We start from the raw sequence: 25,189 nt of genomic DNA, 5'->3' as shown, positions 1-25,189 counted from the left end.
CAGACCGATAAACCCTGCCAAACCGAAATCAGTGATCGGTAAAAACGAACAATAAAGGCCATACCGTGAACAAACTGGAACTGTTGCGCTCGTTCGTCCGCGTTACCGAATTGTCGAGTTTCACTCAGGCCAGTGAAGCCTTGAGTCTGCCGCGCTCCACGGTGTCCGAACATGTGCAGGCGCTGGAGGAACTGCTCGGTACCCGCTTGCTGCTGCGCACCACGCGCAAAGTGCAGGCCACACCGGACGGCGCGGTGTTGTATGAGCGTAGTAAAGATATGCTGGCGCAAATGGACGAGCTGGAAAGTCTGTTTCGAAGCGACGCGATGCTCAGCGGTCGTCTGCGAGTCGACATGCCCACCGCCATGGCGCACAACATCGTCCTGCCGCGCCTGAGCGATTTCCTCGCCGAACATCCCGGCATCGATCTGGAAATCAGCAGCACTGACCGCCGCGTGGATCTCATCCGGGAAGGCTTTGACTGCGTACTGCGAGTCGGTGATTTACCGGACACCACGTTGGTTGCGCGCCACCTGGGTGACTTGTCGATGGTTAACTGTGTCGGCGCCGGTTACGCCAGCGAACATGGTGTGCCACAAACCCTCGCCGACCTGCAGCAACACCGGATGATCCATTACGTGATGTCGTTCGGTGCCAATACGGCGTTCTTTGAATATCAGGAACAGGGCAAATCCCGCACCGTAGCCATGCCCCGCAGCATTACCGTCAATAATGTACAGGCCTATGAGGCGGCCTGTCTGGGTAACCTCGGGATCATCCAGTCGCCACGTATGGGAATGCGCAAACACCTGCTCAGCGGCCATCTGGTGGAGATCCTTCCCGATCATCGTCCGCTGCCCATGAAAATTTCTCTGTTGTACGCGCATCGTCGACATTTACCAGAACGTTGCAGGGTATTCATGGACTGGCTGCAGAAGCTGATTGCCGAATACAACGCGCCCTGAAAGAATCGGCGCCCCTTCAACGCCGCGTGTCGCGGTCGCCCCGGAGCACGCGATGGAACTGCACATTGTCATCAAAGGCCGCAAAGATCTGGCGAATCAGCTCTACGAGCAATTACGTGACAGCATCGAATCCGGGCGGCTTGCTGCCGGTGTGCAGTTACCGCCCAGCCGTTTGCTGGCGGCGCAACTGGGTCTGTCGCGCAAAACCATCTCCGACACTTATTCACGTCTGACCTACGAAAACCTGCTGGTCGGCAAGATTGGCAGCGGTACCTTCGTCAACAACTTGCCTACGGCGCAATCGCGCAAGCAGGAAGCCTGTGATCTGGCCAGTGCCGCCGTTCTGGAAAGGTGGCAAAACCTCGAATTGGGTTTGCGTCACCCCACGCGTGAAGAAACCCGACGCGGCGATTTTATTGGCGGCGCGATCAGCCATAACCACTTCCCCGCCGAGCAATGGCGACGCTGCGTGCAGCATGCCTTGCGGCAGTTGGCCAAAACACCCGGCCTCTACAGTCAACCGCAAGGGCTGGAGATTCTGCGCAAGGCCATAGCCGGGCATATCGCCTTCGCCCGCGGTGTGCGCTGTGTCGCGGATGACATTGTTGTGTGCAACGGTGCGCAACAGGCACTGGACCTTATTTCACGGGTTCTGACCGAACCCGGCTGCTGTGTTGCCATGGAAGAGCCAGGCTATAGACCGGCGCGTCTATTATTCTCGGCGCAAGGCGCGAAGGTGGTGGGCGTCCCCGTGGATGAAGACGGCATGCAGGTCGATGCGATTCCAGAGGACGCCCGGTTTATCTACGTCACGCCGTCGCATCAGATGCCGCTGGGCATGCCGATGAGCCTGGCGCGACGCCAGGCCTTGCTAGACAAGGCGCGGCGGATTGGCGCGATTATCATCGAAGACGATTACGACAGCGAATTCCGCTACGAAGGCCAGCCTACTGACTCACTGCAGAGCATGGACCGCCATGGCGTGGTCGCCTACGTCGGGACTTTTTCGAAAACCCTGCTGCCGGAACTGCGCCTGGGTTACGCGGTGTTGCCTGCTGCCATTTATGCAGCGGTCATCAAGGCGCGGCAACTGACCGACTGGCATACCAGTACGCTGAATCAGTGGGCGCTGGCCAAGTTCATCGACGACGGTTTACTGCAAAAGCATATTCGTCGCTGTCACGGGATCTATGCCGGGCGTCGGGAACGTATTCTCGCCCGCTTTACCACCGACCTTGCGCCATGGTTTGAAGTCATACCGGCCACGGCAGGCTTTCACATGGCGCTCTGGTGCAAGGTGCCACAGGATATCAATCACCTCATCCAGCAGACTCGCCAACACCATGTAGGCATTTACTCCCTGGCGCCGTATTACCAGTCCACGCCTGACCGCGCCGGTATCTACCTGGGCTTTGGTGCCATTGAAACCCTGGACATCGACCCGGCGCTGGACCGGCTGCGGGATTTATTGCTGACGGCTTGAGTGTTGGCAAGGATGCGCTACTCTCCGCAAATACGAACCTGTGAGCTACACCCCGGTGTTCCTGATCCCACCCTGGAGCGCAGCAACCTGGAACCCGTATCAAAAACGAATAAACACATGATTTTTAATGCTTTTTACCTGTAGGAGCGCGCTTGCCCGCGATAGCGTCAGCACAGGCGATAGATGCAACGACTGACAGACCGAATCGCGGGCAAGCGCGCTCCTACAGATCCCGGTTATTGCGAGACAGCGCGGTGTCAGGGACACTGGCCGATCTTCCTGCAGGAAATCCATTTCAATTCAAAGGATCGACACCACATGAACCCACCACCACAAGCGCCCTACTTCTGGCGTGAGGAGCAGTTGCCTTTCATCGAGGCGCGTTCGGTGGGCGATGGGCGAAAGCTGTGTTATGCCAAGCACTCCCATGAAATATTTTCCATTGGTGCGATCACGGCCGGTCAAAGCACTTATCTGCATGAAAAAAGCAGCCAGCAGGTGCGTGCGGGTACGGTGGTGCTGATGAATCCCGGCGACGTCCATGCCTGCAATCCCATCGCCGATCAGCACTGGTCATACCTGATGCTGTATGTCGACACTCAATGGCTGACCCGCCTGCAACATGAACTGGGCCTCGATCACAATCATGACTTTCAGCCGATTGCGCAAACCCACAGCACTGCGCCCGACCTGTTCAGGGGTCTGAATCACCTCTACACCACCCTGATCGACAACCAGGCTGACGTTCTGCACAAGCAATGCACCGCTGTCGCTTTCTTCAGCAAGATGCAACACACCCTTGGTAGCGTCTCGATCCGCCCGGAGCTGGCAACGCAGCGAGTCGAACGTGCAGCCCAGTACATCAACGATAACTTCAAAAAACCGATCACTCTTGACGACATGTGCGATGCGGCAAACCTGTCCGGTTCATACCTGATTCGCGCCTTTGAACAGCGTTACCACATGACGCCCCACGCTTACCTGATCAACCGCCGCATCCAGCATGCTCGCAGGCAACTCAAAGGCGGCCAGTTGATCGCCGACGTGGCTCTGGAGCTGGGCTTCGCTGATCAGGCGCACTTTCAACGTGCGTTCAAAAAGCATCTGGCCGCAACACCGGGGCAATATCGTCTGCAATAGAGCCTAATACGCCAACAGATACAACGCGCAACCCACCAGCAATAACGCCATGCTGCGGTTGAAAACGCGAATGCCCAGCGCGCTTTTCAAATACTGACGCAGGAAGGTCCCGGCAAAAGCCCAGCACGCCAGGGACAGATAGCAGATCACAAAATAGATGAGCGCAAATTGCCAGATCAGGCGCGTTTCGCCACTGGCGACAAACGCCCCCATTCCGGCAATGCACGCCAGCCACGCCTTGGGGTTCAGCCACTGCATGATCGCGCCCACCAGCATCGAAGGTTTATCACCCTCACGCTCGACGTCCAGTTGCCCGTCATCCCACGCCAGCTTCCAGGCCATGTACAACAGGAATGCCACCCCGGCCCATTTGATTGCCAGGGTCAGAAACGGCAAGTGCAGCAGCGTTTCATGCAGGCCAAAGCCGATCAGAATCAACAGCAGGGTGAACCCCAGCGTCGCACCGGTCACGTGCAGCAGCGCCGCCCCCAGGCCATAACGCGCTCCCGAACTCAACGCCACGATATTGACCGGGCCGGGGGTAATTGAAGAAGCCAGCGCAAAGGCCGCCATGGACACCAACACACTCATTCGAACACCTTTAACCTGATCAGAAATGACCCGGTCAAAGTAGGGATCAGCCGTGGCGGCGTATTGAAGAAAATCACCCAGTGCACAGCACCCCTGACTCTTGTGGCTGGAATCAGGCAGAATGGCCCGCACTGGACGGGCAACTAAACAGATTTGCCCGCCAGATGCCTTCATTTGCAGAGCGCAAGCCATGAACAGTTTTGAAGAATCAATCATCGCCGCGGCTCAGGACGCGACACCTAACAACACCGACGCAGAACGTGCACAGGCCAAAGCGGCAGCCATCGAGGCCGTGGCCGAGATCATGAAAACCACGACCGGCCTGCAGCGCACGCTGGCATTGGCCGCGTTACTGGACTCCTATTCCGAGTCCGACCTGGAAGACGAGTAAAAAACACGCGACAAACACGCTGAATTTGCGCAATATATCAATTGGCCATCTCTGTTCTGTCGATGGCTGCTTTGACCTGGATGTCAATGCCACTCGGCCCCTGACTTCCGGAGTTATACGTTGAACATCGAAGACCTGAAAAACATCCAGAGCGACTTGCAGCGCACTGCCAACGATCTCGAAGGTGTTTCCCTCAACCTTTCCGGGCATCTGCTGTATTTACAGCACTCCATCCACGCTCGGGATGTCACAGACGTGGTCCAGCAGATCGACAAGTTGCAAGCCTCCGTAGAAGACTTGCGCGACGTCGCCCAGCGTATCGACTGCTGACTCAGTCTTTGGCCTGGGATAATGGCCTGGCGACCTCCTCCAGTGACCTGCGCTCCGCCGCGACGCCCCATACCCCCTGAACACCCGCAGCAATCATCATCAGCGCTGCGCCAATCAGGTAACCGATCAACACGTTGCTGCGGTCCTGAGTCTGAATCAACTCACCGAACAGCGTGGGCCCGATGATCCCGCCCAGACCGGTGCCGAAGGCGTAAAACACAGCAATCGCCAAGGCTCGAATCTCCAGAGGAAAGGTTTCTGCCACGGTCAGATACGCCGAGCTGGCCGCCGCCGACGCGAAAAAGAAAATCACCATCCAGGCCACCGCTTGTTGGGTGACATCAAGCAAGCCTTGTTGAAACAGATAACCGCTGATGGCCAACAACACACCGGATATGGCGTAGGTCAGGCTGATCATCACGCGTCGGCCGATCACATCGAACAGTCTTCCAAGCAGCAACGGACCGCAGAAATTACCCAGTGCCAGCGGCAACACATACCAGCCGACCTGCTCGGAGGGCACGTTGTAGAAATCGGTGAGCACCAGCGCGTAGGTGAAAAAGATCGCGTTGTAGAAGAACGCCTGAGCGGTGAGCAGCGTCATGCCGACCAGCGCTCGCTGGCGGAAGCTGACAAACAGGGTGTGGAAGATTTCCCGGATGGGCGTGTGATCGCGCGCATGCAGGCGCAAGGGTTTGCCGGTCAGAGGTGGCAGTTCATGGCCTTGATCGCGAAGCCGGTTCTCGATTTGCTCAACAATGCGGGTCGCCTCCTCCGCTTGCCCGTGGATCAACAGCCAGCGCGGGCTCTCTGGCAACCACAGGCGCATCAACAAAATCAGCAGCCCCAATGCCGCACCAATCCCGAAACACAGTCGCCAGCCAAGATCGCCGCCCACCCACTGCGGATCCAGCAACACGATAGAGCCACCAGCGCCCAACGCCGCACCCAGCCAGAACGTACCGTTGATGGTCAGGTCAACCCAGCCCCGGTAACGCGCGGGGGTGAATTCCTGAATGGTGGAATTGATTGCGGTGTACTCACCGCCGATGCCCATGCCTGTGAGGAAGCGGAACAGCAGAAAGCTGCCCAGACTGAACGAAAACGCGGTCGCCGCTGTGGCACCGACATACAGCAGCAAGGTGATAAAGAACAGTTTGCGTCGCCCCAGACGGTCAGTCAGCCAGCCGAACAACAAAGCACCGAGTACCGCCCCGGCAATGTAGACAGCACCTGCAAGCCCGATATCGCTGTTGGACATCTGCAGCGCCGGGCTGCTTTTCAGCGCACCGGACACCGAACCTGCCAGCGTCACTTCAAGGCCATCGAGTAGCCAGGTAATGCCGAGGGCGAAAACCAACAGGGTATGAAAGCGCCCCCATGGCAAACGATCCAGGCGTGCGGGGAGATCGGTTTCGAAGACCTGGCCTTCGGGGCTTTTCTGGCCAGTCGTCAGTGAAGCTGTGCTGTTCAAAAGCCGCTCCATTTCCGTCGGAGTAGACAGCCCCATCGCGCCATCAACATGGCTATGGTAGAGCTGGCGAAGGCTGCGAAGAGGGTATGCCAGATATAACGCTTTCGCAGCCTTCGGCAGCTCCTAAAGGGTAAAAGTTCAGCGTTGACTCAACTCACCCAAAACCACATCAACGTGAGGTTCGCTGTCGAGATCAATCCAAACAGGCCCCACGCCGCGGTCTTGACCAGGCGGCTGTTGACGAAAGGCCCCATCAATTGCCGGTCACTGGTAAAGCGGATCAACGGCCACAAGGCGAACGGCAGTTGCAGGCTAAGCACAACCTGACTGAGCACCAGCATCTTGCCCACCGCCCCATCGCCCAGCCAGATCACTCCGATCAGCGCAGGGATCAAGGCCAGGGCGCGGGTAATCAAACGCCGTTGCCAGCACGGGATTTTCGCCTGTAAAAAGCCCTCCAGCACCACTTGCCCAGCGATGGTCCCGGTGAAAGTGGAGCTCTGTCCCGCCGCCAGTAACGCGATGCCAAACAACACGCTGGCCACCGCTCCGCCTACCAGAGGATCAAGCAGGTGGTAGGCGTCCTGAATTTCCACCACGTCGGTATGCCCGCTCTTGTGAAAAGCCGCGGCGGCAAGGATCAGGATGGCGGCATTGATCAACAGTGCCAGGCTCAGGGAGGCAATAGTGTCCAGCCGGGCGAACTTGATGGCACTGGCTTTGCTCGCGTTATCGCTGCCATTGACCCGGGTCTGCACCACCGATGAATGCAGATACAGGTTATGAGGCATCACTGTCGCGCCGAGAATACCGATAGCCAGGTACAGTGGCTCCTGACTACTCAGCACATCCCAACTGGGCTTGAGGCCCGCAGCGACGTCAGGCCAGAAAGGTTTGATCAGCACCAGTTCCACGGTGAAGCAGGCACCAATGGTCGCGATCAACCCCAACACAATAGCTTCAAGACGGCGAAAGTTAGCCCCTTGCAGTGCAAGCACTATCAACGTGTCAAACGCGGTCAGGACGACCCCGGTGGTAATCGACACACCTAACAACAGGTGAAACGCCAACGCCGCACCCAGCACTTCCGCCAGGTCCGTGGCGAGAATCGACAGCTCGGCCAGCAGCCATTGCCCTTTGGCTACGCCTGGACTGTAACGTGATGCAGACAACTGCGCCAGGTCGCGCCCCGTGGCGATGCCCAGCCGCGAGCACAAGTTCTGCAAGACCATGCCGGACAGGCTTGCCAGCACCACCACAAACAGCAGCGCATAGCCGAATCGCGACCCGGCCTCAATGGCCGTAGCCCAATTGCCGGGGTCCATGTAGCCAATGGAAACCAGCAGGCCAGGGCCAACGAACAGAAGCATCTTGCGCGCCAGCGAGGCATTGGCCGGAATGGCAACGCTGTCGGTCACGGCAGACGGGCAAAAGGGAGCAGTAGCAGTGGTGGGCAGTTTGAACTTCACAGGAACCAGGCTGGCAGCGGAGCGGAAAGCCAATCTTAAAGATTCGTGACATATCTTGATACAGCCAGCGATTTGCCTTCTCGAAAGAAGCTGTGGGAGCAGGGTTCGCCCGCGATAAGTCTGGACACTCCTTAACGTGAACCGCGTACAGCCTTATCGCGGGCGAGCCCTGCACCCAATGGTTCTGCGCGTCGAAGGATCCCCTTCATTTCAGCTAATAACCAACCCGAATAAAAATTTAAAACCAATTAAATTCAATACTTAGCAATTTTTATCCAAATAAAACAAAAAACAAGGTGAAACCAGCAATCATTACAAATTGTAAAACCGCTACCATACGTCATCAAAAATAATGGAAGCCTGCGTATGTCCTCCCCTTCTATCGCCAGCAGTTCGGCAGCCGGTGACAGCGTTGATCCGATCCGCGCGGCGCAGATTTCTGCGCGCATCGATCGCCTGCCCGCAGTGGCTACGATCTGGAAACTAGTGGCGTTATTGTCCATCGGTGGTTTTTTCGAGCTTTATGATCTCTTCCAAACTGCTTACATCAGCCCCGGCCTGCTGCGTGACGGCATCTTCGCCACCGGAGCGCAGGGTGTGTTCGGCTTCTCCGATCAGGCCGCTTTTGCGTCTGCTACGTTTCTGGGCCTGTTTCTGGGTGCCAGCCTGCTAAGCCCCATTGCCGACCGTTTTGGCCGTCGGGCAATTTTTACTTTCGCCCTGATCTGGTACACCGTCGCCACGGTATTGATGGGTATTCAGAGCGACGCACTGGGCATCATCTGCATGCGTTTTCTGGTGGGGATCGGCCTGGGGATTGAGCTGGTTACCATTGATGCTTACTTATCCGAACTGGTGCCCAAGCGCATGCGCAGCTCAGCGTTCGCATTTGCCTTCTTTATTCAGTTTCTGTCGGTACCCGCTGTGGCGCTGATGTCCTGGTGGCTGGTGCCGCAAGCGCCGTTCGGAGTCTCTGGCTGGCGCTGGGTGGTCTTAGCCAGCGCGGTATTCGCGCTGTTCATCTGGTGGCTGCGCTCACGCTTGCCAGAATCGCCGCGCTGGCTGGCGCAACACGGACGCTTCGAGGAAGCGGAACGCATCATGGATGACATTGAGTCACGCTGTGAACGCGACCATGGCAAGCCATTGGACGCCCCGGAACCGGAAATTGTCGCTGTCTCGGGCAAGGGCCGATTTGCCGATATCTGGCAACCACCTTATCGCCGCCGCGCATTGATGTTGATTGTGTTCCACATCTTCCAGGCCATTGGCTTCTTCGGCTTCGGCAACTGGCTGCCCGCGTTGCTGTCCGGCCAGGGCGTAAGCGTCACTCATAGCCTGGGCTACGCGTTCATCATCACCTTGGCCTACCCACTGGGTCCGCTGTTGTTCGTCAGGTTCGCCAACCGTTTCGAAAACAAATGGCAGATCGTCGGTTCGGCCTTAGGCTCGATGATTTTCGGCACCCTGTTCGCTTTTCAGACTTCGGCGGTAGGCCTGGTGTTTTGCGGGGTGATGATCACTTTCTGCAACGCATGGCTGAGCTTTAGCTACCACTCCTACCAGGGAGAGTTGTTCCCGACCAATATTCGCGCCCGCGCCGTGGGTTTCTGCTATTCATTCAGTCGCCTGTCGACAGTGTTCAGCAGCCTGCTGATCGGTTTCTTTCTTGAACACTTCGGCACGCCCGGCGTGCTGGCATTTATCGTCAGCAGCATGTTGATAGTGATCATTACCATCAGTGGATTCGGGCCGCGAACCCGTAACCTGGCACTGGAAAACATTGCGCACCGTTAATACATAACGGTGCTGCGGCGAGCCCGATCATCACCTCACCTGAAAGAGCTGAGCAAGGCTGCTTAACTGAAGCCTGCCCGGCCCAACTGCTAGAGAGGAGGTATCCCATATGGTCGGCTCCCGCCCGGAAAATCCAGATGCTGCGCCGAAAGATGTTCAATACCCGCAAACCGTCCCGGACCCCGTAACCGATGAGGCCGATCCGGAAGATGAGTTCGAACCAGGAACTGAGTTGTTGCCAGAAAAAGGGGATTTCCACCGCAATAAATCCAGCGATTGATCGCTGAACACTACACCCGTTGCAGGTATAGCAAGCCGGCCGTGTCGTCAGACACGGCCGGTCAACCTCATCAACTCTGTAACCACTCGACGTTAGTTATGCCGAAGTGCTCCGCGTAAGGTTTCGAAACGCGAGGTACTTTTTCTGTTCGATATTTGGGTATACGGGCAATACCTGCATCAACGCTGGCATGATGCCATGCTTCGGAATTATCCATGTGCTCTGCACTGATGTAGAAAGACTTGAACGCGCCGTTTAGCAAATAATCGATTCTGTAATGTTTGTACTGTGACATCCAGGCAGCGCCTCCTTGTGATTTACTTAGTGCAATAGAGGACCTTCCGCCTTTCCAAAAAATTCACTCTTTTTTCACAAATCGCGACCAAATAACAGTTCACCAACTTGCTCGACGCGTCATACGTTCATACGCTTGATTCAATGTAAAAAAGCTGATCAACGAATGCACAGACGTTTAGCTAAACGACTCAAGTTGGCTCGATCCACCCCCATTTCTCGCGCGACTTCGATCCATTTGCCCTCATGGCGCAACAGCGCCTGCTCGATCATCTGCTTTTGATAAGCGTCAACGGCGGTCTTCAAAGTCGTCCCGGCCTCCGGGACAGTTGCCCCCCTTTCCTGCCGATGAGACTGCACTACAACGGCGTCCTCTTGCAGGCCAACGGCATGGGCTTCAATGGTCAGAATACGCGGTCGTTCGATACTCAACGAAAGGGACTTGAGCACGGCGCGACTGATCAGATGCTCCAGCTCGCGCACGTTGCCAGGCCATGTATGAGCCAGCAACAGCTTCTGCGCCTCACCGTTGAGTCGCAAACTGCGCAAGCCCATGCGTGCACGATTCTCTTCAAGGAAGTACCCCGCCAGCAGCAAGACATCACGGCCGCGTTCGCGCAACGGAGGTACCAAGAGAGGATAGACGCTTAGCCGGTGGTACAGATCAGCGCGGAAACGACCGGACCGGACTTCCTCGGCCAAGTCGCGATTGGTGGCAGCGATGATCCGCACGTCCACCTTGTTTTCCTGATCAGACCCGACCCGCTGCAGTTGACCGCTTTGCAATACACGCAACAGCTTGGATTGCACTGCTAACGGCAGTTCACCGACTTCATCAAGGAAAATAGTCCCACCATCGGCCAGTTCGAATTTGCCGCTACGTCCGTTCACAGCACCCGAGAAAGCGCCTTTGACATGGCCGAACAGTTCGCTTTCTACAAGCGTTTCCGGCAAGGCCGCGCAGTTCAGGCTGATCAGCGGTTTGTGAGCACGGGGCGAACTGAGGTGAATGGCTTCGGCAACCAATTCTTTGCCGACCCCGGTTTCCCCCGTGATCAGCACCGACAGAGGGCTGTTGCCCACCAACTGGATCTCCTGAAGCAAACGCTTGTGCACTGGGCTCTGGCCAATCAGCTCCCGCAGCCCGCGACCACCTGCGGCCCGCTTGTAGACTTCAGCCAATTGACGTTGATCTTCAAAGCCACGCGCCAGCTGATTGATGCGCTCACTCGCCATTACCGTTGCGGCAGCGAGCCCTGCGAAGGCTTCCAGGTTGTCCAGATCGACCTGACCAAAGCTGGAGGGGTCAAGGGAGTCCAGAGTGATCAGGCCCCAGGGTTTGTCCTGAAAGTACAGCGGGCAACCCAGGCAATCGTGAATTTCCAGATGCCCCTGATGACCCTCGACCAATCCGTCATAGGGGTCGGGCAACTCACAATCCATGGAAAAGCGCGTTGGCTTCGGGTTTTCCAGCAGGAGCTTCAATCGGGGATGTTCTTCGACTCGAAAGCGGCGGCCAAGGGTATCGGCGCTCAGACCTTCAACCGCCAAAGGAATCAGCACATCGTCTTCCAGCTTGAGCAAAGCGACCGCGTCGCACGGCAGTAACTGCCGTAATGCACTCAGCAACCGCCGATAACGCTCCTCATCAGGCAGCTCGCGGCTAAGGTCTGCCACCAGCGGCACAAGGGCGCGTAGCAGTGGATTGCTCATCATGACGGCGTTCCATCTGACCGAAAATTGCGGTCATTATGACTCGCTGGCTACCGACGAACAAAGCATGAATCACTGAATTGGAATGCGCCTCCTGCAGGAGCTCACCGAGGTTACGAGGCCAGCAATGGCGATGTTTCAGGCGAACCGCGACCGCTGGCCTCGTAACCTCGGTGAGCTCATACAGGGGTTGCGTTGTTAGATGACGGCATGGGTTCCAACGATACGGTGCGATCACCTCGGAACCGGTAGACACAGTCAGATTCGATATGAGTATCCGACGCTGGAAATACCGGTTGGGTTGTAAGCCTGATGAAACACTTGCCATGTTTATCAAGGCTTACAGCGTCGGGAAACTTTCTGACGCCAGCGCACTGACGATATAAGCAGAGCTGTTTAATTTTATTGAGGTGGCGAAAGTAACATTCCGTTTCATAGTGCGCTCAACCCCGGCAGGAGCGCACAGATATGGCCAGAATTCAGGGAAGAGTTCATGAGACGAACCCCCAGACTTCATTCCCCTTAGTTGTTGATCTCGATGGCACGCTATTGCGATCCGACTTGTTGATGGAAACGTCGATGACATTCATTCGAAGTCATCCACTGCAAATTTTTAAACTGTTTGGATGGTTATCGAAGGGTAAGGCGGCGCTCAAAGAAGGCCTGGCCCTCAATACCCAGATCGACGTCACCGTGCTGCCGTATGACCCGCAAGTGATCGAAATGATCGAAGCCGAAAGGGCCAAGGGACGGATGATCGTATTGGCGACCGCCAGCCATGACAGCCTGGCAAAACGCATTTCAGAACATTTGCAGCTCTTTGACCTGGTGGTGGCCTCTAACGCCGAGCGCAACCTGACAGCAAACAAAAAGCGCGACCTGCTGGTGGGACACTACGGTCAGAACGGCTTCGATTACGTCGGTAACTCCATGGATGATCTGCCTGTGTGGGACGCAGCCCGCGAGGCGATTGTGGTTAATCCATTCTCGGGGGTCGAGAAGAAGGCCAAGGCTCAGGGCAACGTTAAAACCGTCATCAACTCGAATACTTCAAGCCTGCGCGACTGGCGCAAGGCGTTGCGCATGCACCAGTGGATGAAGAACGCCTTGATCTTCGTCCCATTGCTCGCGGCACACCAGTTTGGCAGAGCAGATTTGCTGATCAACGGCGTACTGGCGTTCCTGTTCTTCGGCCTGTGTGCTTCCAGTGTCTATGTACTGAACGATCTGCTGGATCTGGCCGATGATCGCCACCATCAGACCAAGCGCAAGCGGCCGTTCGCCAGCGGCAAGCTGTCGATCAAGGCCGGGCTGATTATCGTACCTGTCCTGTTAATCGCCGCGTTCGGTGGTGCTGCTCTGTTGCTGCCTTGGCAATTTTCTGCGGTGCTGGGTGCTTATTACGGGCTGACGCTGGCCTACTCGCTGAGCCTTAAACGGCAAATGGTGTTGGACGTAATAGTCCTGGCGATGCTTTACACCGCCCGCATCCTGGCCGGTGCAGCCGCGTTCAGCCTGCCTCTGACGTTCTGGATTCTGGCCTTCTCGATGTTCATGTTCCTCAGCCTCGCACTGGTCAAACGCTATGCCGAACTGCGCGAGGCACGGGCCAAAGACTTGATGGACAAGGCGCGAGGCCGCGGCTACTACCCCGGCGACCTGGACATGATCGCCGCGTTGGGTGCCTCCTCCGGCCATCTGGCAGTCATGGTTCTGGCGCTGTACATCCACGAAGGCTCGACCGTCGCAATGTACGGCCATCCTCATGTCATCTGGCTGACCTGCCCTTTGCTGCTGTTCTGGATTACCCGGGTCTGGATGCTCACCCATCGCGGCCTGATGAACGATGACCCGGTGGTGTTCGCGATTCGCGACCGCATGAGCCAGGTGATCGGCGCCCTCTTCGTCCTCGTGTTCTGGATTGCCGCATGACCGAACCTTTGTATTCCTGGGGCAGATACCCCCGAACAGCTCAACACGGACACGCCTGTCCCTGGATCGATGGCCTCACCGATCACATGCACAAGGTTATTGATCGGCACCACACAAGCCTGCCCTACGGCAACGGCCGCAGTTACGGTGACAGTTGTCTGGCCGCCAGCGATCAGGTGCTGCATATGCGCACGCTGGACCGCTTCATTCGCGCTGACTGGAGCACCGGCAAAATTCGTGTGGAAGCTGGTGTCACGCTGGCCGAAATCCTCGCTGCGGCGATCCCTCAAGGCTGGTTTTTACCGGTGACACCGGGCACCCAGTTCGCCACCGTGGGCGGCGCCATTGCCAATGACGTGCACGGCAAGAACCATCATTTGCGTGGCACCTTCGGTAACCACGTCCTGCGTTTCGGTCTGCTGCGCCACGGCGAGGCGGCGCGCATCTGTTCGGCCGTGGAAAACACCAGACTGTTCGCCGCCAGTATTGGCGGCCTGGGCCTGACCGGCGTTATCAACTGGGCCGACCTGCAACTGATGCCGGTGCGCTCAAGCCAGATCGACAGCACGGTGGTGCGCTTCGCCAATCTGGCCGAGTTTTTCAGCCTGTCTGCGGAACTGGATCACCAGCATGAATACAGCGTGGCCTGGGTCGACTGCCTGGCCAAAGGCGCCAATACCGGACGAGGCGTGTTCATCGTCGGTGATCATGCACGTTATGGCTCCCTTGAAGTCGAGCGCGGCAGCCGTCTGAAAATGCCGCTGACACCTCCGGTCTCGTTGATCAATAACGTATCGCTGAGGGCGTTCAACTCGCTGTACTGGCGTGCGCATCCGGGTAAGCGCACCGCAAAACGAAGCGCCTACGAACCATTCTTCTATCCGCTGGATCGCATCCTGCACTGGAATCGCATCTACGGGCGCCAGGGTTTTCAACAGTATCAATGCGTGATTCCCGACGCCAACGCCGAAGCGGCCATGGCCGAATTGCTCGGGTCTATTGCTGACTCAGGTCAGGGATCTTTCCTCGCGGTGCTCAAGCGCTGCGGTGATATCGCCTCTCCCGGCCTGCTGTCGTTCCCCCTGCCCGGCACCTCACTGGCGCTGGATTTCCCCAACAGCAGTGACCTGCAACACATCTTGTTCCCGCGTCTGGATGCGATTGTCCGGACGGCAGGCGGCCGTCTGTATCCGGCCAAGGACGCCCACATGAGCGGCAGTGATTTCCGCCAGGCTTACCCCGCCTGGGAGCGTCTGGAAGCACTGCGCGATCTTTCCCTGATGTCGCGCTTCTGGAAACGAGTGATTTTATGAAACGAGGCCTCTTATGAAACGAGTGTTGATCATCGGCGCTACCTCGGCTATCGCCACCGCCTGCGCCCGACTGTGGGCTAATGAAGGCAGCGACTTCTTTCTGGTGGCGCGTAACGGCGACAAGCTGGAACAGACCGCAGCCGACCTCAAGGGCCGAGGTGCCAAAGTCGTTAGCCTGCACGAGATGGACGCTACGGACATCAATGCCCACCCGGCCATGTTGCAAAGCTGCCTGCGGGCGCTTGGCCAAATCGACGTCGCGCTGATTGCCCATGGCACCCTGCCCGACCAGAAGGTCTGCGAGCAGGATGTCGCTGTTGCTCTGCAAGAGTTTGCCAACAATGGCACTTCGGTTATCGCCCTGCTGACCTTGCTGGCCAATCAGTTCGAAACTCAGCGCTGCGGCAGTCTGGCTGTGATTTCGTCAGTCGCCGGGGATCGTGGTCGGCCTTCCAACTATTTGTACGGCGCGGCCAAGGCTGCGGTTTCGACCTTTAGTGAAGGTTTGCAAGCGCGGCTGTTCAAGGTTGGCGTTCACGTATTGACCATCAAACCCGGGTTTGTCGATACACCGATGACCCAGGGCCTGTCGCTACCCGCCGCACTGCTGGCTCAGCCACAACAAGTGGCGGAACGCATCGTTGCCGGAATCGCCCGCAAGGCTCCCACGCTTTACACACCCGGTTTCTGGGCGTTGATCATGCTGGCCATTCGCTCGATACCACAGCCATTGTTCAAGAGGCTGAATCTATGAGCGAAGCGCTGTTGCTCTCGGGCTGGCGTTACCGCGCAGTGGTGCTTTCGGTGGTGTTTTCCGCGCTGGGCTACCTGGGATTTTCCCTGTGGGGCGGCTGGGAAGCGGTCAGCAAGGCAGTAGGTGAAGTGGGCTTGATCGGCATTGCCATCGCGCTGCTAATGTCAGCCGCCAACTACGGGCTGCGTTTTCTGCGCTGGCAGACTTACCTGAACGTACTTGGCCATCCTGTGCCGTGGCGGCCCAGCCTGAAGATCTATCTGGCGGGCTTCGCCCTGACGACGACGCCCGGCAAGGCTGGTGAAGCGCTACGCGGGGTTTTGCTCAAGCGTTGGGGCGTGCCCTACCCCCAGAGCTTTGCTGCGTTTTTCAGCGAACGCCTCTCGGACCTGTTTGCTGTGGTTTTGCTCACCCTGTTCGGCCTGTCGCTTTACCCGGATTCACGGCCCATGATCATCGTCGGAGTGGTCTTGGTGTGCATCGGTCTGCTGGTGCTTTCACAGCGCAGACTATTGGAGCGAATAGCTACGGCAATCCCGTCCGGGGGCGGAAAGCTGATCGGGCTCAGCCGCCATCTGCTTGAAGTTCTGCTGGCTGCCCAGCGCTGCCATCGACTGAGTCTGCTGTTGGGCGTGACCTCACTCAGCGTCGTGGCCTGGAGCGCTGAAGCTTTGGCGTTCCACTGGATTCTCAACTGGATGGGCGCCGATATCGAGCTGACTTTCGCGGTGTTCGTCTATGCGCTGGCAATGCTCGCCGGGGCGATCAGTTTCATGCCCGGCGGGCTGGGCGGCGCCGAAGCGGTGATGGTCGGGCTGCTGGTCTGGAAAGGCATGTCCAGCGCCGATGCCATTGCAGCCACGGTGCTGATTCGTCTGGCGACCCTGTGGTTTGCCGTGGCCATTGGCGCCGTGATGTTGCTGCAACTCAAGGCAGACAATGCGCAGGACCGGACACTGATTGAACAATCAACTTCGGAATAATTCACCGCACAGGAGTCATGCGATGGTCCAGGGAAGTCACCGTCAATCGTCAAATGCAGTGGCGTTTTTGTTACTTTGCGGCGCAATAGTCGCCAGCTTTCTTGCCTCCAGCGGGCCGATCCAGTGGATGGACAATGGCGTGTTTCTCGCCGAAGCCTCTCAGGGGCACTACTTCAGTCAGTCCCTTGGCCCCCTGGATCATCCGCTCTACCAGTTCATCAATACGCTGGTCTTCGACCTGTTCGGACCTCACGTACTGAGCCTGCTGAACTCGATTCTTCTACTGCCGCTGGCGTGGATCATTTACTCGCTGGCGGTGAATGTAGGCGGCAGTCAGCGTCAGGCCCTGTTGGCAGCCGCGGCAACGATCCTGGCTCACGGGGTGTTCTGGGTGTCGACCAAGGCAGAGGTTTACATTCTCAATTCGCTGTTCGTGTTGCTGGCTTACCACGTGCACCTGGATCAGAGACCACGCTTTGGCGCCCTCAGCAAATTGCTGGTCATTGGCCTGCTGACCGGCCTGGGTGCGGCCATTCACCAACTGACATTCGTGGTGCTGCTACCGCTTTACGTGCAGTTGCTCTACCAGCATAAGTTGCGCACTGTAATGGCCATTCCGGGTTTCATCCTGGGCTTTTCGGTGGCCTTCCCCGGGATTGCCCACGACCTGCAATCGGGCATGAGCCTCATTGATATTGCCCATCGCTACCTGACTGGCTCCTCGGTGCGCGCGCAGACACCCAACTGGGAAGGCAGTCTGTTCCGCTTTGATGACATGTGGCATGAGAAGAACTCAGTGTTCATTCTCCTGTTGTCGCTGATCGGCCCTCAGGTGTTGGGGCTGATCCTGTTTCCCAAAGATCAACGCTTGCGCCTGCTGTGGTGCGCGGCTGCACTGAACTTTGTGTTTGCCGTGTCTTACAACGTTACTGACCGCTTTACCTTTTTCCTTCCGGGTATTGCGCTGCTGTGCATCCTTGGCGTGATCAGCCTTACCCGATTGCTGCCAGCCAATCGCAGCGCGCAGTCGCTGCTGAATCTGTCAGTGCTCAGCTCACCGATTGCCATTCTGCTGGTTTACTCGTTGTACGCGACAGGCGTCATTCGTCTGCCGGTACACAGTGAATCACTGCCTTTTCGCGACGACATCCACTACTTCATGGCCCCGTATCTGCCTGATCGCTCGGCGGAGCAGTTTGTTCACGTCTATGAACAGACTGCCCCACCCGGTGCGCTGATCATCGCCGACTGGACACCCATGGGCGCCCTGCGCTCGGCTCAGGCCAGCGGTGCATTGCAAGGCCGTACGCTGGAAATGTGTGAGGAAGTGAACGACATTAAAGTGTTTCTCGCAGGCCACGGCGCATTCCTGACCCGGACCAGCTACTGCGCCATGATTGGCGAACGCTTCGTGCTGGAGAATGCGGTGGTGGGGTATGCATTGCAGAGTCGCTGACCCTGTTAAGCCGGAATACGATCGCCCGGCTCCCACAGGTTTGATGGGATCTCGCGATTGGCGCAAAGCCGCGGGACCGGCTTCAGCCGGCCCCACGTCGCCAATCAGATGGCGGGCAAACTTAGACTCTCCCACATTCTCCCATCAAGGCTGCCAGAGGGTCTCAGCGCCATCGAGCTTACGGTCCAGGAAGCTCGCCGCGCTGATCAGTGCCAGGTGGCTCAGCGCCTGAGGCGTATTACCCAGGTGGTGCCCGTAACTGTCGAACTCCTCGGCGTAAAGTCCCACAGGGTTGGCGTAGCGCAGCAGCTGTTCGAACTCCAGATGCGCCTGCTCGACACGCCCGGCGCGAGCCAGGCATTCGACGTACCAGAACGAACAGGCTGTGAACGCGCCCTCCTCACCTGCCAGCCCGTCGTGATGGTCATCATCGTTGCGATAGCGATAAACCATGCCGTCACGTACCAGTGTGGCTTCAATAGCATCCAGGGTCGCCACCCAGCGCGGATCACTGGCACCGACGAAACGCACCAATGGCATCAGCAGCATCGATGCATCAAGATTGCGGCTGCCTTTGTGCTGCACAAAATGACCAAGGTCAGCGTCCCAGAAGTTGTTCCAGATGTCGTCATGAATGGCTTGACGCTCCTTGTCCCAGCGATCAAAAGGGGCAGGTAACGAGCGCTTGAAAGCCAGACGCAAAGCTCGGTCCAGAGCCACCCAGCACATCAGCCTGGAATGCAGAAAATGCTGGTCGTCGCCGCGCATTTCCCAGATACCGACATCTCGATCGCGCCAATGCTCACAGACGTAATCCACCTGCCGTGTCGCGTGCTTCCACCCTTCATAAGAGATCGCTTCGCCATACTTGTTGGCCAGGTAAACGGCGTCCATCAGCTCGCCGTAGATATCCAGCTGAGTCTGTTTGTACGCCTCGTTGCCGATGCGCACCGGCAACGCGCCGCCGTAGCCGGTGAAATGCTCAAGGTGCTCTTCGGGTAGTTCTTCACGACCATCGAGACTGTAGAGAATACCCAGCTTGTTTGAATCCTCGACGCAGTCACCCAGACGACCGCGCACCCAGCGCATGAAGTCATTGGCTTCCTCGGTATATCCCAGGCGCATGAAGGCATAGACCGTAAACGAGGCATCGCGAATCCAGCTGTAGCGATAATCCCAATTACGCTCGCCGCCGGGCGTTTCCGGCAGACCAAACGTAGCAGCAGCGACGATGCCGCCATGTTTGCGCGAGGTCAGCAGTTTGAGGGCAAGCGCCGAGCGGTTGACCATTTCCCGCCAGCGGCCGCGGTACGCAGACTTATTGCTCCAGCGCCGCCAGAACGCCAGGGTGTCAGTGAAGTATTTCTGGCATTGCCCGGCACTGACCTGAGGATCGTCGATACCGCCGAGAATGAACTCCACAAATTCGCCCTGTTTAAGGGTGAACTCCGTGATAGCTGCCTGATCTTCAACCTGCATCGGCACATTGGCCGACAGACGCATACCGGGCTGACCCGGTGCCTCGAAACAAACGTCATCACCGTCTAGCTTCGCCACCGTTTCAGCGCGGCTGTAATCCAGCCGGACCCGGCACTGCATACGAATCGTTGCCTGGCCGTAACGCAGCTCGACACGACGCACCACGCGCGGTAAATCTTCGACATCGTCGCTGACCGGCATCAGGTCGGTGATTTCAACCACCGCGTCCTCGTCGATCCAGCGGGTTTGCAGCACGTTGGTGTCCGGCAGATAAATCTGCTGGCGGCGGGCATTGGGTAAAACCGGCGCGAGTTTGAAAATACCGGCTTTGTTGGTGTCGAGTAACGCACTGAAAATCGACGGGCTGTCAAAATCCGGCCAACAGCAAAAGTCGATGCTGCCAGTGTCAGCCACCAGCGCAGCGCTGCGCATGTCGCCAATGATGCCGTGATTTTCAATGTGATTTTGCGGTTCTTCCGGGAAATCAGCCATTGTCTCGAAACTCCGGATACAGGCTCATGCCGCCATCGATAAACAACGTGGTGCCGTGGACATAATCGGACAGGTCCGACGCCAGCCAGACCACTGCGTTGGCCACGTCTTCGGCTTCGCCGACCCGGCCATAAGGGATCAACTTCAGAAGTTTGGCTTCTTTGTCGCCCGCCATGGCCTCCTCGTTGATAGCGGTGCGTATGGCGCCCGGTGCAATGCTATTGACCCGGATTCGCTGCTCGCCTACTTCCTGGGCAATGCTGCGCATCAACAGATCCACTCCCCCTTTGGATGCCGCGTAATTGGCGTGGCCCGCCCAGGGAATCAACTGGTGTACAGAGCTCATGTGAATGATCTTGCCCATGGCGCGAGACACGCCAGGCCGCATGCCTTGGCTGATGAACTGCCGCAGCGCGGCGCGAGCACAAAGAAATTGCCCGGTGAGATTGACGTCGATGACTTTGTTCCAGTCCGCCAGAGACATGTCGACAATGGAAGCATCTTTTTGCAGCCCGGAATTGGCCAGCAGAATGTCCAGATGACCAAAGTGTTCAAGGGTTTTAGCGAAGAGCTGCTCGACCTCTTCTTCCTTCGACACATCGGCACCGATGGCTATCGCCCGGCCACCTGCAGCGATGATTTGCTCGGCAAGCTTTTCAGCGGGTTCGGCCTGGGAGTTGTAGTTGACGACCACCGCCGCGCCCGCCGCCGCTAAAGCCTTGGCAGCCCCTGCGCCCAGGCCGGAACTGGCCCCGGTGACCAAAGCGACTTGTTGCTCCAGTGAAATATGCATGGATTAAAGCCCTCTTGATCAACATGTAAAGCTGACCGGCGAGGCTTCGTTGAAGTTCAGTGCAGTGCTGGTGATGAAACGCCAGGTCAGCTAGCATCGCTTTTTTTGTATTTGCCAGGACTGCCTGCCCATGAAAATCGTTTCGTTCAACATCAACGGGCTTCGTGCCCGCCCTCATCAGTTGGCAGCGCTGATCGAAAAACACCAGCCCGACGTTATCGGGCTGCAGGAAACCAAAGTCTCGGATGAACAGTTCCCCCAGGCCGATATCGAAGCACTGGGCTATCACGTTCACTTCCACGGCCAGAAGGGCCACTACGGCGTGGCCCTGCTCTCCCGCAAAATGCCATTGGCGCTACACAAAGGCTTCGAGACAGATGATGAGGAATCGCAGAAGCGCTTCATCTGGGGCACATATGCCGACGACAATGGACAACCGATTACCATCATGAACGGCTACTTCCCACAGGGAGAAAGCCGTGACCATCCGACCAAGTTCCCCGCCAAACAACGCTTTTATAACGACCTTCAGGCACTGCTGGAAACCCGCTTCAGCAACGACCAACCGCTGATCGTCATGGGCGACGTGAATATTTCCCCGGAAGACAGCGACATCGGCATTGGCCCGGACAACGCCAAACGCTGGCTGAAAACCGGCAAGTGCAGTTTTCTGCCTGAAGAACGTGAATGGATGGCACGCTTGAAGAACTGGGGCCTGGTAGACAGCTTCCGCCACCTGCACCCGGAAGTCATCGATCAATTCAGCTGGTTTGACTACCGCAGCCGAGGCTTCGAGGATCATCCCAAGCGCGGCCTGCGCATCGATTTGATCATGGCCTCGAATGGCTTGCAGCCGCGCATCAAGGCCGGTGGCGTCGATTACGAACTGCGCGGCATGGAAAAACCGTCTGACCATGCGCCAATCTGGCTGGAATTGAGCTGATTCCGGATTGACGTGGGACCGGCTTTAGCCGGGAAGCCTGCATTATTGCCGATACAAATCCGGTGGATGTACCGGCCTCTTCCCGGCTAAAGCCGGTCCCACGACCCCACCATTCATAAATCCAACTGTCATATTCCGGTAATCGTTTCGACTTAATCTCCCGGCACTTTCCTTATATTCAAGGTGCCGCACATGCTGCGCGCTGCGTTTTTGCTGGCCGCCCTCGCCTTGACAGCGTTTGACGCGACCGCCAGCCTTCCTTTACCCGCGGACAGTAAACCCGTGCTACGCATTCATGGCTCAAACACCATTGACGCGCAGCTCGGTCCTGCGTTGGTTGAAGGCCTGTTAAACAAGCAGGGACTTCACAACGTTCACCGCGAAGCGGGCCCGGCCGCCAACGAACTCCGCGTGATCGGCACTGCCCCTGACGGTCAACAACTTACAGTCGAGGTCGAAGCTCATGGTTCCGGTACAGGGTTCAGTGCCTTGAAGGCCAGAAAAGCCGACATCGCCGCGTCGTCACGTCCAATCAAGGAAGCCGAAGCTCAGGACCTTGCACAAATCGGTAACATGAAAAACGCCGCAGCCGAGCAGGTCATCGCCATCGACGGAGTTGCAGTTATCCTGCACCCCGGCAACCCCCTACGCGAACTCACCACAGAACAGCTGGCTCGCATATTTTCCGGCGAAATCCACAACTGGCAGGAGTTGGGCGGCAAGGATGGAGAAATCCATCTTTATGTCCGTGACGAACAATCGGGCACGTTCGAAACGTTCAAAGAACTGGTTCTGCTCAAATACCGCAAGGCGCTTTCCCTTGGCGCGAAGCGTTTCGAGTCCAGCGAGCAACTTTCTGACGAAGTCAGCAGGGATCGTAACGGTATCGGTTTCATCGGACTGCCCTACGTACGTCACTCCAAAGCCGTGGCGATTGCCGACGGAGGATCCCGGCCGATGCTGCCCACATCAGGCCTGATCGCCACAGAGGATTACCCTTTATCACGACGCCTGTACCTCTATATCCCAGTGGAGGCGCAACACCCTTGGGCGAACGCGTTGGTCAACTTCGCCCAGAGTGCGGAAGGTCAGGCCATCGTGGCGCAAAACGGCTTTGTGGCGCAGACCGTACAGGCCATCAAGGTCCAGGCCACGGCGCAAATGCCTGGCGAGTATCAGGCGCTGACGCGAGAGGCGGAACGCCTGTCAGTGAACTTCCGTTTTGCTCAGGGCAGTGCCCGACTTGATAACAAGGCGTTGCTCGATGTAAAGCGAGTAGCGGACTACCTGAAACAGCACGACAAACTCGATCAACGCGTGACGCTGGTAGGTTTCGGCGATGCCAAGAGCGATACACGGCGCGCACAATTATTATCTCGGCTACGGGCAATGGCCGTTCGACGGGAATTGATAAAAAACGATGTCACGTTGCGGGATGTTCTTGGTTTAGGCGACGAGATGCCGGTTGCAGCCAATGAACTCGATGACGGACGCATCAAGAACCGCCGTGTTGAGGTGTGGGTGGATTGACGGGGATGGCAGCCGCGACAGAAAACCGAAGTAGCCACTAAAGACTCTCCAGCTCGGCTATTCTCCCGAGTACACGTTCAGGAGGCCTTATGAACACGCCACCGCCCGAGTCCGAAGACCGCAAACCGCCCACATTCTGGCAGATGCTACACAGCGTCATCGCCGCCGCGTTTGGTGTGCAAAGCGGAAAGAACCGGGAGCGAGACTTTAACCATGGCAAACCCATCCATTTTGCCGTTATAGGCCTGTTGTTTACCGTTTTCCTCGCAGCGCTGCTGTTCGGTGTGGTGAACCTGATCCTCTATTTCGCACTCGATTGAACGCACCACCTAGTGCGGCAATGGTCGGGACAAAAATGAGTAGTCGGTGCTGGCAGGCTGGCCTTTCAGGCTCAGGGTGCGAAAGTCCACACCGTAGTCATCGCGCTTGCTGTTCGAGCGTATCTGTTTGAGATCACTGATCCCCACCAGCTTCATAACCCTGGCTTGCTGGCTCCCGATGGCTTTGCGAGTAGCTGGATCAGTCGCGTCGTAATCATTCAACAAAACCATCGCCAGCCCGCCCAGCATGAAATGTCCACCGGCCAGCGCACTAATCTGGCCATTCTGTAAAGCGTTCAAGGAATGGGGCGCCCAGTTGATGGTGCTGAACAACACATCTTTACCCGGCTCGCGGCCCATTTCGCGCACCGCGTCCATGGCGCCGAATGCCATCTGATCGTTGGAGGCCCAGATCAAGCCAATGTCGGGGTAACGCTTTAGCAACACCCGCGCCTGTTCAAGTGCCCGATCCCGTCGCCAACCGCCCAACACAATCTGTCGCAGACGAACTTCGGGATGCTCAGCCAGGGCGCGAAGCATGCCCTGCTCCCGCTTCAGTGAAACCGGCGTTGAATTGGTACCGGAAAAAGCGAGCATCTCTATCGACTGATCTGGCTTCGATGTCGCATACAGGCTGATCAGACGTTTTGCCGTCAGGTAACCGCCCTCCTCATCGTTGCCGATCAGGCTGCCGATAAAGTTCGGGTAGCGTCGCGGTAGATCACCCAGAATATTGACCTGATCATCGGTCAAGGTGTTATTCACGGCGAAGAGTGTCACGTCGCTGCCCTGAGACAAGCGAAGAATCTCGGGGGCAACATTGAGCTCGTTGGAAAACACCAGATAGTCCGGGCGAAACGGCCCTTGCAAGGCATCCCGAGCCAGCTCGATAAGTTCTCGCGTGTCACGGTTGCTATAGCGCACGGTTAAATCCATGCCGAGGCGAGTCGCTGCCGCCTGCATGAATCGCGCATACGCTGACCAGTAGCCATCGCTGGCAGGTCCCGGACTCAGAAACAGCACTGATGCGGCGCTGGCCGGACTCAACCAGCAACCCAGCACAACAGCAAGTGCGGCACAGCAATGTCTTGTCATACCCACAAGCCTTGATAGAAAGTCAAAAGACCGGTCTGGAGATCTCTGATTAGCTATCGGCCGCTGAGCTGATTGTCTGCACCATTAAATGAGTATTCGATTTTATTATTGGTGGCTGACCCAGAACACGGCAGCTCCCACAACAAGAATGATGATGAAAAAGATTGCCCAG

Annotated in this window: 23 protein-coding genes; 15 read left to right on the top strand and 8 right to left on the bottom strand. The window is 57.3% G+C overall.

Annotated features, from left to right (window positions below):
- The first annotated feature begins 65 nt into the window (after positions 1-65).
- From AUC60_RS17555 to AUC60_RS17545, 3 genes are all read left to right on the top strand, one after another.
- On the top strand, positions 66-965 hold the full coding sequence (locus tag AUC60_RS17555; RefSeq protein ID WP_087270203.1) for a LysR substrate-binding domain-containing protein: 900 nt from the start codon (positions 66-68) through the stop codon (positions 963-965).
- A 52-nt stretch (positions 966-1,017) separates the two neighbouring features.
- Positions 1,018-2,448 carry a MocR-like pyridoxine biosynthesis transcription factor PdxR gene (pdxR, locus tag AUC60_RS17550; protein ID WP_087270199.1) on the top strand — a complete coding sequence of 477 codons (1,431 nt, stop codon included), beginning with the start codon at positions 1,018-1,020 and terminating at the stop codon, positions 2,446-2,448.
- A gap of 318 nt (positions 2,449-2,766) precedes the next feature.
- The gene (locus tag AUC60_RS17545; protein WP_087270196.1) at positions 2,767-3,588 is read left to right on the top strand and encodes an AraC family transcriptional regulator; all 822 of its coding nucleotides are present in this window, start codon (positions 2,767-2,769) and stop codon (positions 3,586-3,588) included.
- Positions 3,589-3,591: 3 nt separating this feature from the next.
- Here AUC60_RS17545 and AUC60_RS17540 read toward each other — a convergent pair whose 3' ends face one another.
- Positions 3,592-4,179, bottom strand: a complete 588-nt coding sequence (locus tag AUC60_RS17540) for a LysE family translocator (protein ID WP_167384368.1) — start codon at positions 4,177-4,179, stop codon at positions 3,592-3,594.
- Between the two features lie 190 nt (positions 4,180-4,369).
- On the opposite strand from AUC60_RS17540, the gene AUC60_RS17535 reads away from it, so the two are divergent.
- Complete coding sequence (locus tag AUC60_RS17535) at positions 4,370-4,570, top strand: hypothetical protein (RefSeq protein WP_087270193.1); 201 nt, start codon at positions 4,370-4,372, stop codon at positions 4,568-4,570.
- A gap of 120 nt (positions 4,571-4,690) precedes the next feature.
- Entirely contained in the window at positions 4,691-4,900 is a 210-nt protein-coding gene (locus AUC60_RS17530) for a hypothetical protein (RefSeq protein WP_193441871.1), read from the top strand.
- A 1-nt stretch (position 4,901) separates the two neighbouring features.
- Here AUC60_RS17530 and AUC60_RS17525 read toward each other — a convergent pair whose 3' ends face one another.
- Together AUC60_RS17525 and AUC60_RS17520 are read right to left on the bottom strand one after the other, a co-directional pair.
- On the bottom strand, positions 4,902-6,374 hold the full coding sequence (locus tag AUC60_RS17525) for an MFS transporter (RefSeq protein WP_405624170.1): 1,473 nt from the start codon (positions 6,372-6,374) through the stop codon (positions 4,902-4,904).
- Between the two features lie 149 nt (positions 6,375-6,523).
- Positions 6,524-7,831: an Nramp family divalent metal transporter gene (locus AUC60_RS17520; protein WP_167384370.1), complete on the bottom strand. Its 1,308-nt coding sequence runs from the start codon at positions 7,829-7,831 to the stop codon at positions 6,524-6,526.
- 378 nt (positions 7,832-8,209) lie between these two features.
- On the opposite strand from AUC60_RS17520, the gene AUC60_RS17515 reads away from it, so the two are divergent.
- Positions 8,210-9,640, top strand: a complete 1,431-nt coding sequence (locus AUC60_RS17515; RefSeq protein WP_087270186.1) for an MFS transporter — start codon at positions 8,210-8,212, stop codon at positions 9,638-9,640.
- Between the two features lie 109 nt (positions 9,641-9,749).
- A complete protein-coding gene (locus AUC60_RS27880; RefSeq protein WP_158099132.1) occupies positions 9,750-9,920 on the top strand; it encodes a hypothetical protein in 171 nt (56 codons plus the stop codon).
- A 70-nt stretch (positions 9,921-9,990) separates the two neighbouring features.
- Here AUC60_RS27880 and AUC60_RS27970 read toward each other — a convergent pair whose 3' ends face one another.
- Positions 9,991-10,215, bottom strand: coding sequence for a DUF6555 family protein (locus tag AUC60_RS27970; RefSeq protein ID WP_027900221.1), 225 nt, complete (start codon positions 10,213-10,215; stop codon positions 9,991-9,993).
- A gap of 158 nt (positions 10,216-10,373) precedes the next feature.
- A complete protein-coding gene (gene norR / locus AUC60_RS17505) occupies positions 10,374-11,930 on the bottom strand; it encodes a nitric oxide reductase transcriptional regulator NorR (protein WP_087270183.1) in 1,557 nt (518 codons plus the stop codon).
- Positions 11,931-12,395: 465 nt separating this feature from the next.
- Here norR and AUC60_RS17500 point away from each other — a divergent pair, with 465 nt between their 5' ends.
- Genes AUC60_RS17500 through AUC60_RS17480 form a run of 5 tightly spaced genes read left to right on the top strand, consistent with a single transcriptional unit; the run spans position 12,396 to position 18,365 of the window.
- Positions 12,396-13,859, top strand: a complete 1,464-nt coding sequence (locus tag AUC60_RS17500; RefSeq protein WP_087270180.1) for a UbiA family prenyltransferase — start codon at positions 12,396-12,398, stop codon at positions 13,857-13,859.
- A complete protein-coding gene (locus AUC60_RS17495; RefSeq protein WP_087270177.1) occupies positions 13,856-15,172 on the top strand; it encodes an FAD-binding oxidoreductase in 1,317 nt (438 codons plus the stop codon). The genes AUC60_RS17500 and AUC60_RS17495 overlap by 4 nt, the downstream gene beginning before the upstream one ends.
- Positions 15,173-15,185: 13 nt before the next feature.
- Positions 15,186-15,926: an SDR family oxidoreductase gene (locus AUC60_RS17490; RefSeq protein WP_087270175.1), complete on the top strand. Its 741-nt coding sequence runs from the start codon at positions 15,186-15,188 to the stop codon at positions 15,924-15,926.
- Positions 15,923-16,909 (top strand): lysylphosphatidylglycerol synthase transmembrane domain-containing protein, encoded by a 987-nt coding sequence (locus AUC60_RS17485; protein WP_087270172.1) that lies wholly within the window; start codon positions 15,923-15,925, stop codon positions 16,907-16,909. Before AUC60_RS17490 ends, AUC60_RS17485 begins: the two co-directional genes overlap by 4 nt.
- Positions 16,910-16,931: 22 nt before the next feature.
- On the top strand, positions 16,932-18,365 hold the full coding sequence (locus AUC60_RS17480; RefSeq protein WP_087270169.1) for a DUF2723 domain-containing protein: 1,434 nt from the start codon (positions 16,932-16,934) through the stop codon (positions 18,363-18,365).
- A gap of 144 nt (positions 18,366-18,509) precedes the next feature.
- Here the strand turns inward: AUC60_RS17480 and AUC60_RS17475 are convergent, their stop codons facing one another.
- Positions 18,510-20,336, bottom strand: a complete 1,827-nt coding sequence (locus AUC60_RS17475) for a glycoside hydrolase family 15 protein (RefSeq protein WP_087270166.1) — start codon at positions 20,334-20,336, stop codon at positions 18,510-18,512.
- Positions 20,329-21,129: a glucose 1-dehydrogenase gene (locus AUC60_RS17470; RefSeq protein WP_087270163.1), complete on the bottom strand. Its 801-nt coding sequence runs from the start codon at positions 21,127-21,129 to the stop codon at positions 20,329-20,331. Before AUC60_RS17470 ends, AUC60_RS17475 begins: the two co-directional genes overlap by 8 nt.
- Positions 21,130-21,259: 130 nt before the next feature.
- Here AUC60_RS17470 and xthA point away from each other — a divergent pair, with 130 nt between their 5' ends.
- From xthA to AUC60_RS17455, 3 genes are all read left to right on the top strand, one after another.
- On the top strand, positions 21,260-22,072 hold the full coding sequence (gene xthA / locus AUC60_RS17465) for an exodeoxyribonuclease III (protein WP_087270160.1): 813 nt from the start codon (positions 21,260-21,262) through the stop codon (positions 22,070-22,072).
- 192 nt (positions 22,073-22,264) lie between these two features.
- A complete protein-coding gene (locus tag AUC60_RS17460; protein ID WP_087270158.1) occupies positions 22,265-23,602 on the top strand; it encodes a substrate-binding domain-containing protein in 1,338 nt (445 codons plus the stop codon).
- Positions 23,603-23,691: 89 nt separating this feature from the next.
- A complete protein-coding gene (locus tag AUC60_RS17455) occupies positions 23,692-23,922 on the top strand; it encodes a DUF2970 domain-containing protein (RefSeq protein ID WP_087270155.1) in 231 nt (76 codons plus the stop codon).
- Positions 23,923-23,931: 9 nt separating this feature from the next.
- Here AUC60_RS17455 and AUC60_RS17450 read toward each other — a convergent pair whose 3' ends face one another.
- Positions 23,932-25,017 carry an ABC transporter substrate-binding protein gene (locus tag AUC60_RS17450; RefSeq protein ID WP_087270152.1) on the bottom strand — a complete coding sequence of 362 codons (1,086 nt, stop codon included), beginning with the start codon at positions 25,015-25,017 and terminating at the stop codon, positions 23,932-23,934.
- Between the last annotated feature and the right edge of the window lie 172 nt (positions 25,018-25,189).

Origin of the sequence: Pseudomonas caspiana (assembly GCF_002158995.1) — a bacterium.
GTDB lineage: Bacteria > Pseudomonadota > Gammaproteobacteria > Pseudomonadales > Pseudomonadaceae > Aquipseudomonas > Aquipseudomonas caspiana.
This window is presented reverse-complemented; position numbering and strand designations above follow the sequence as displayed.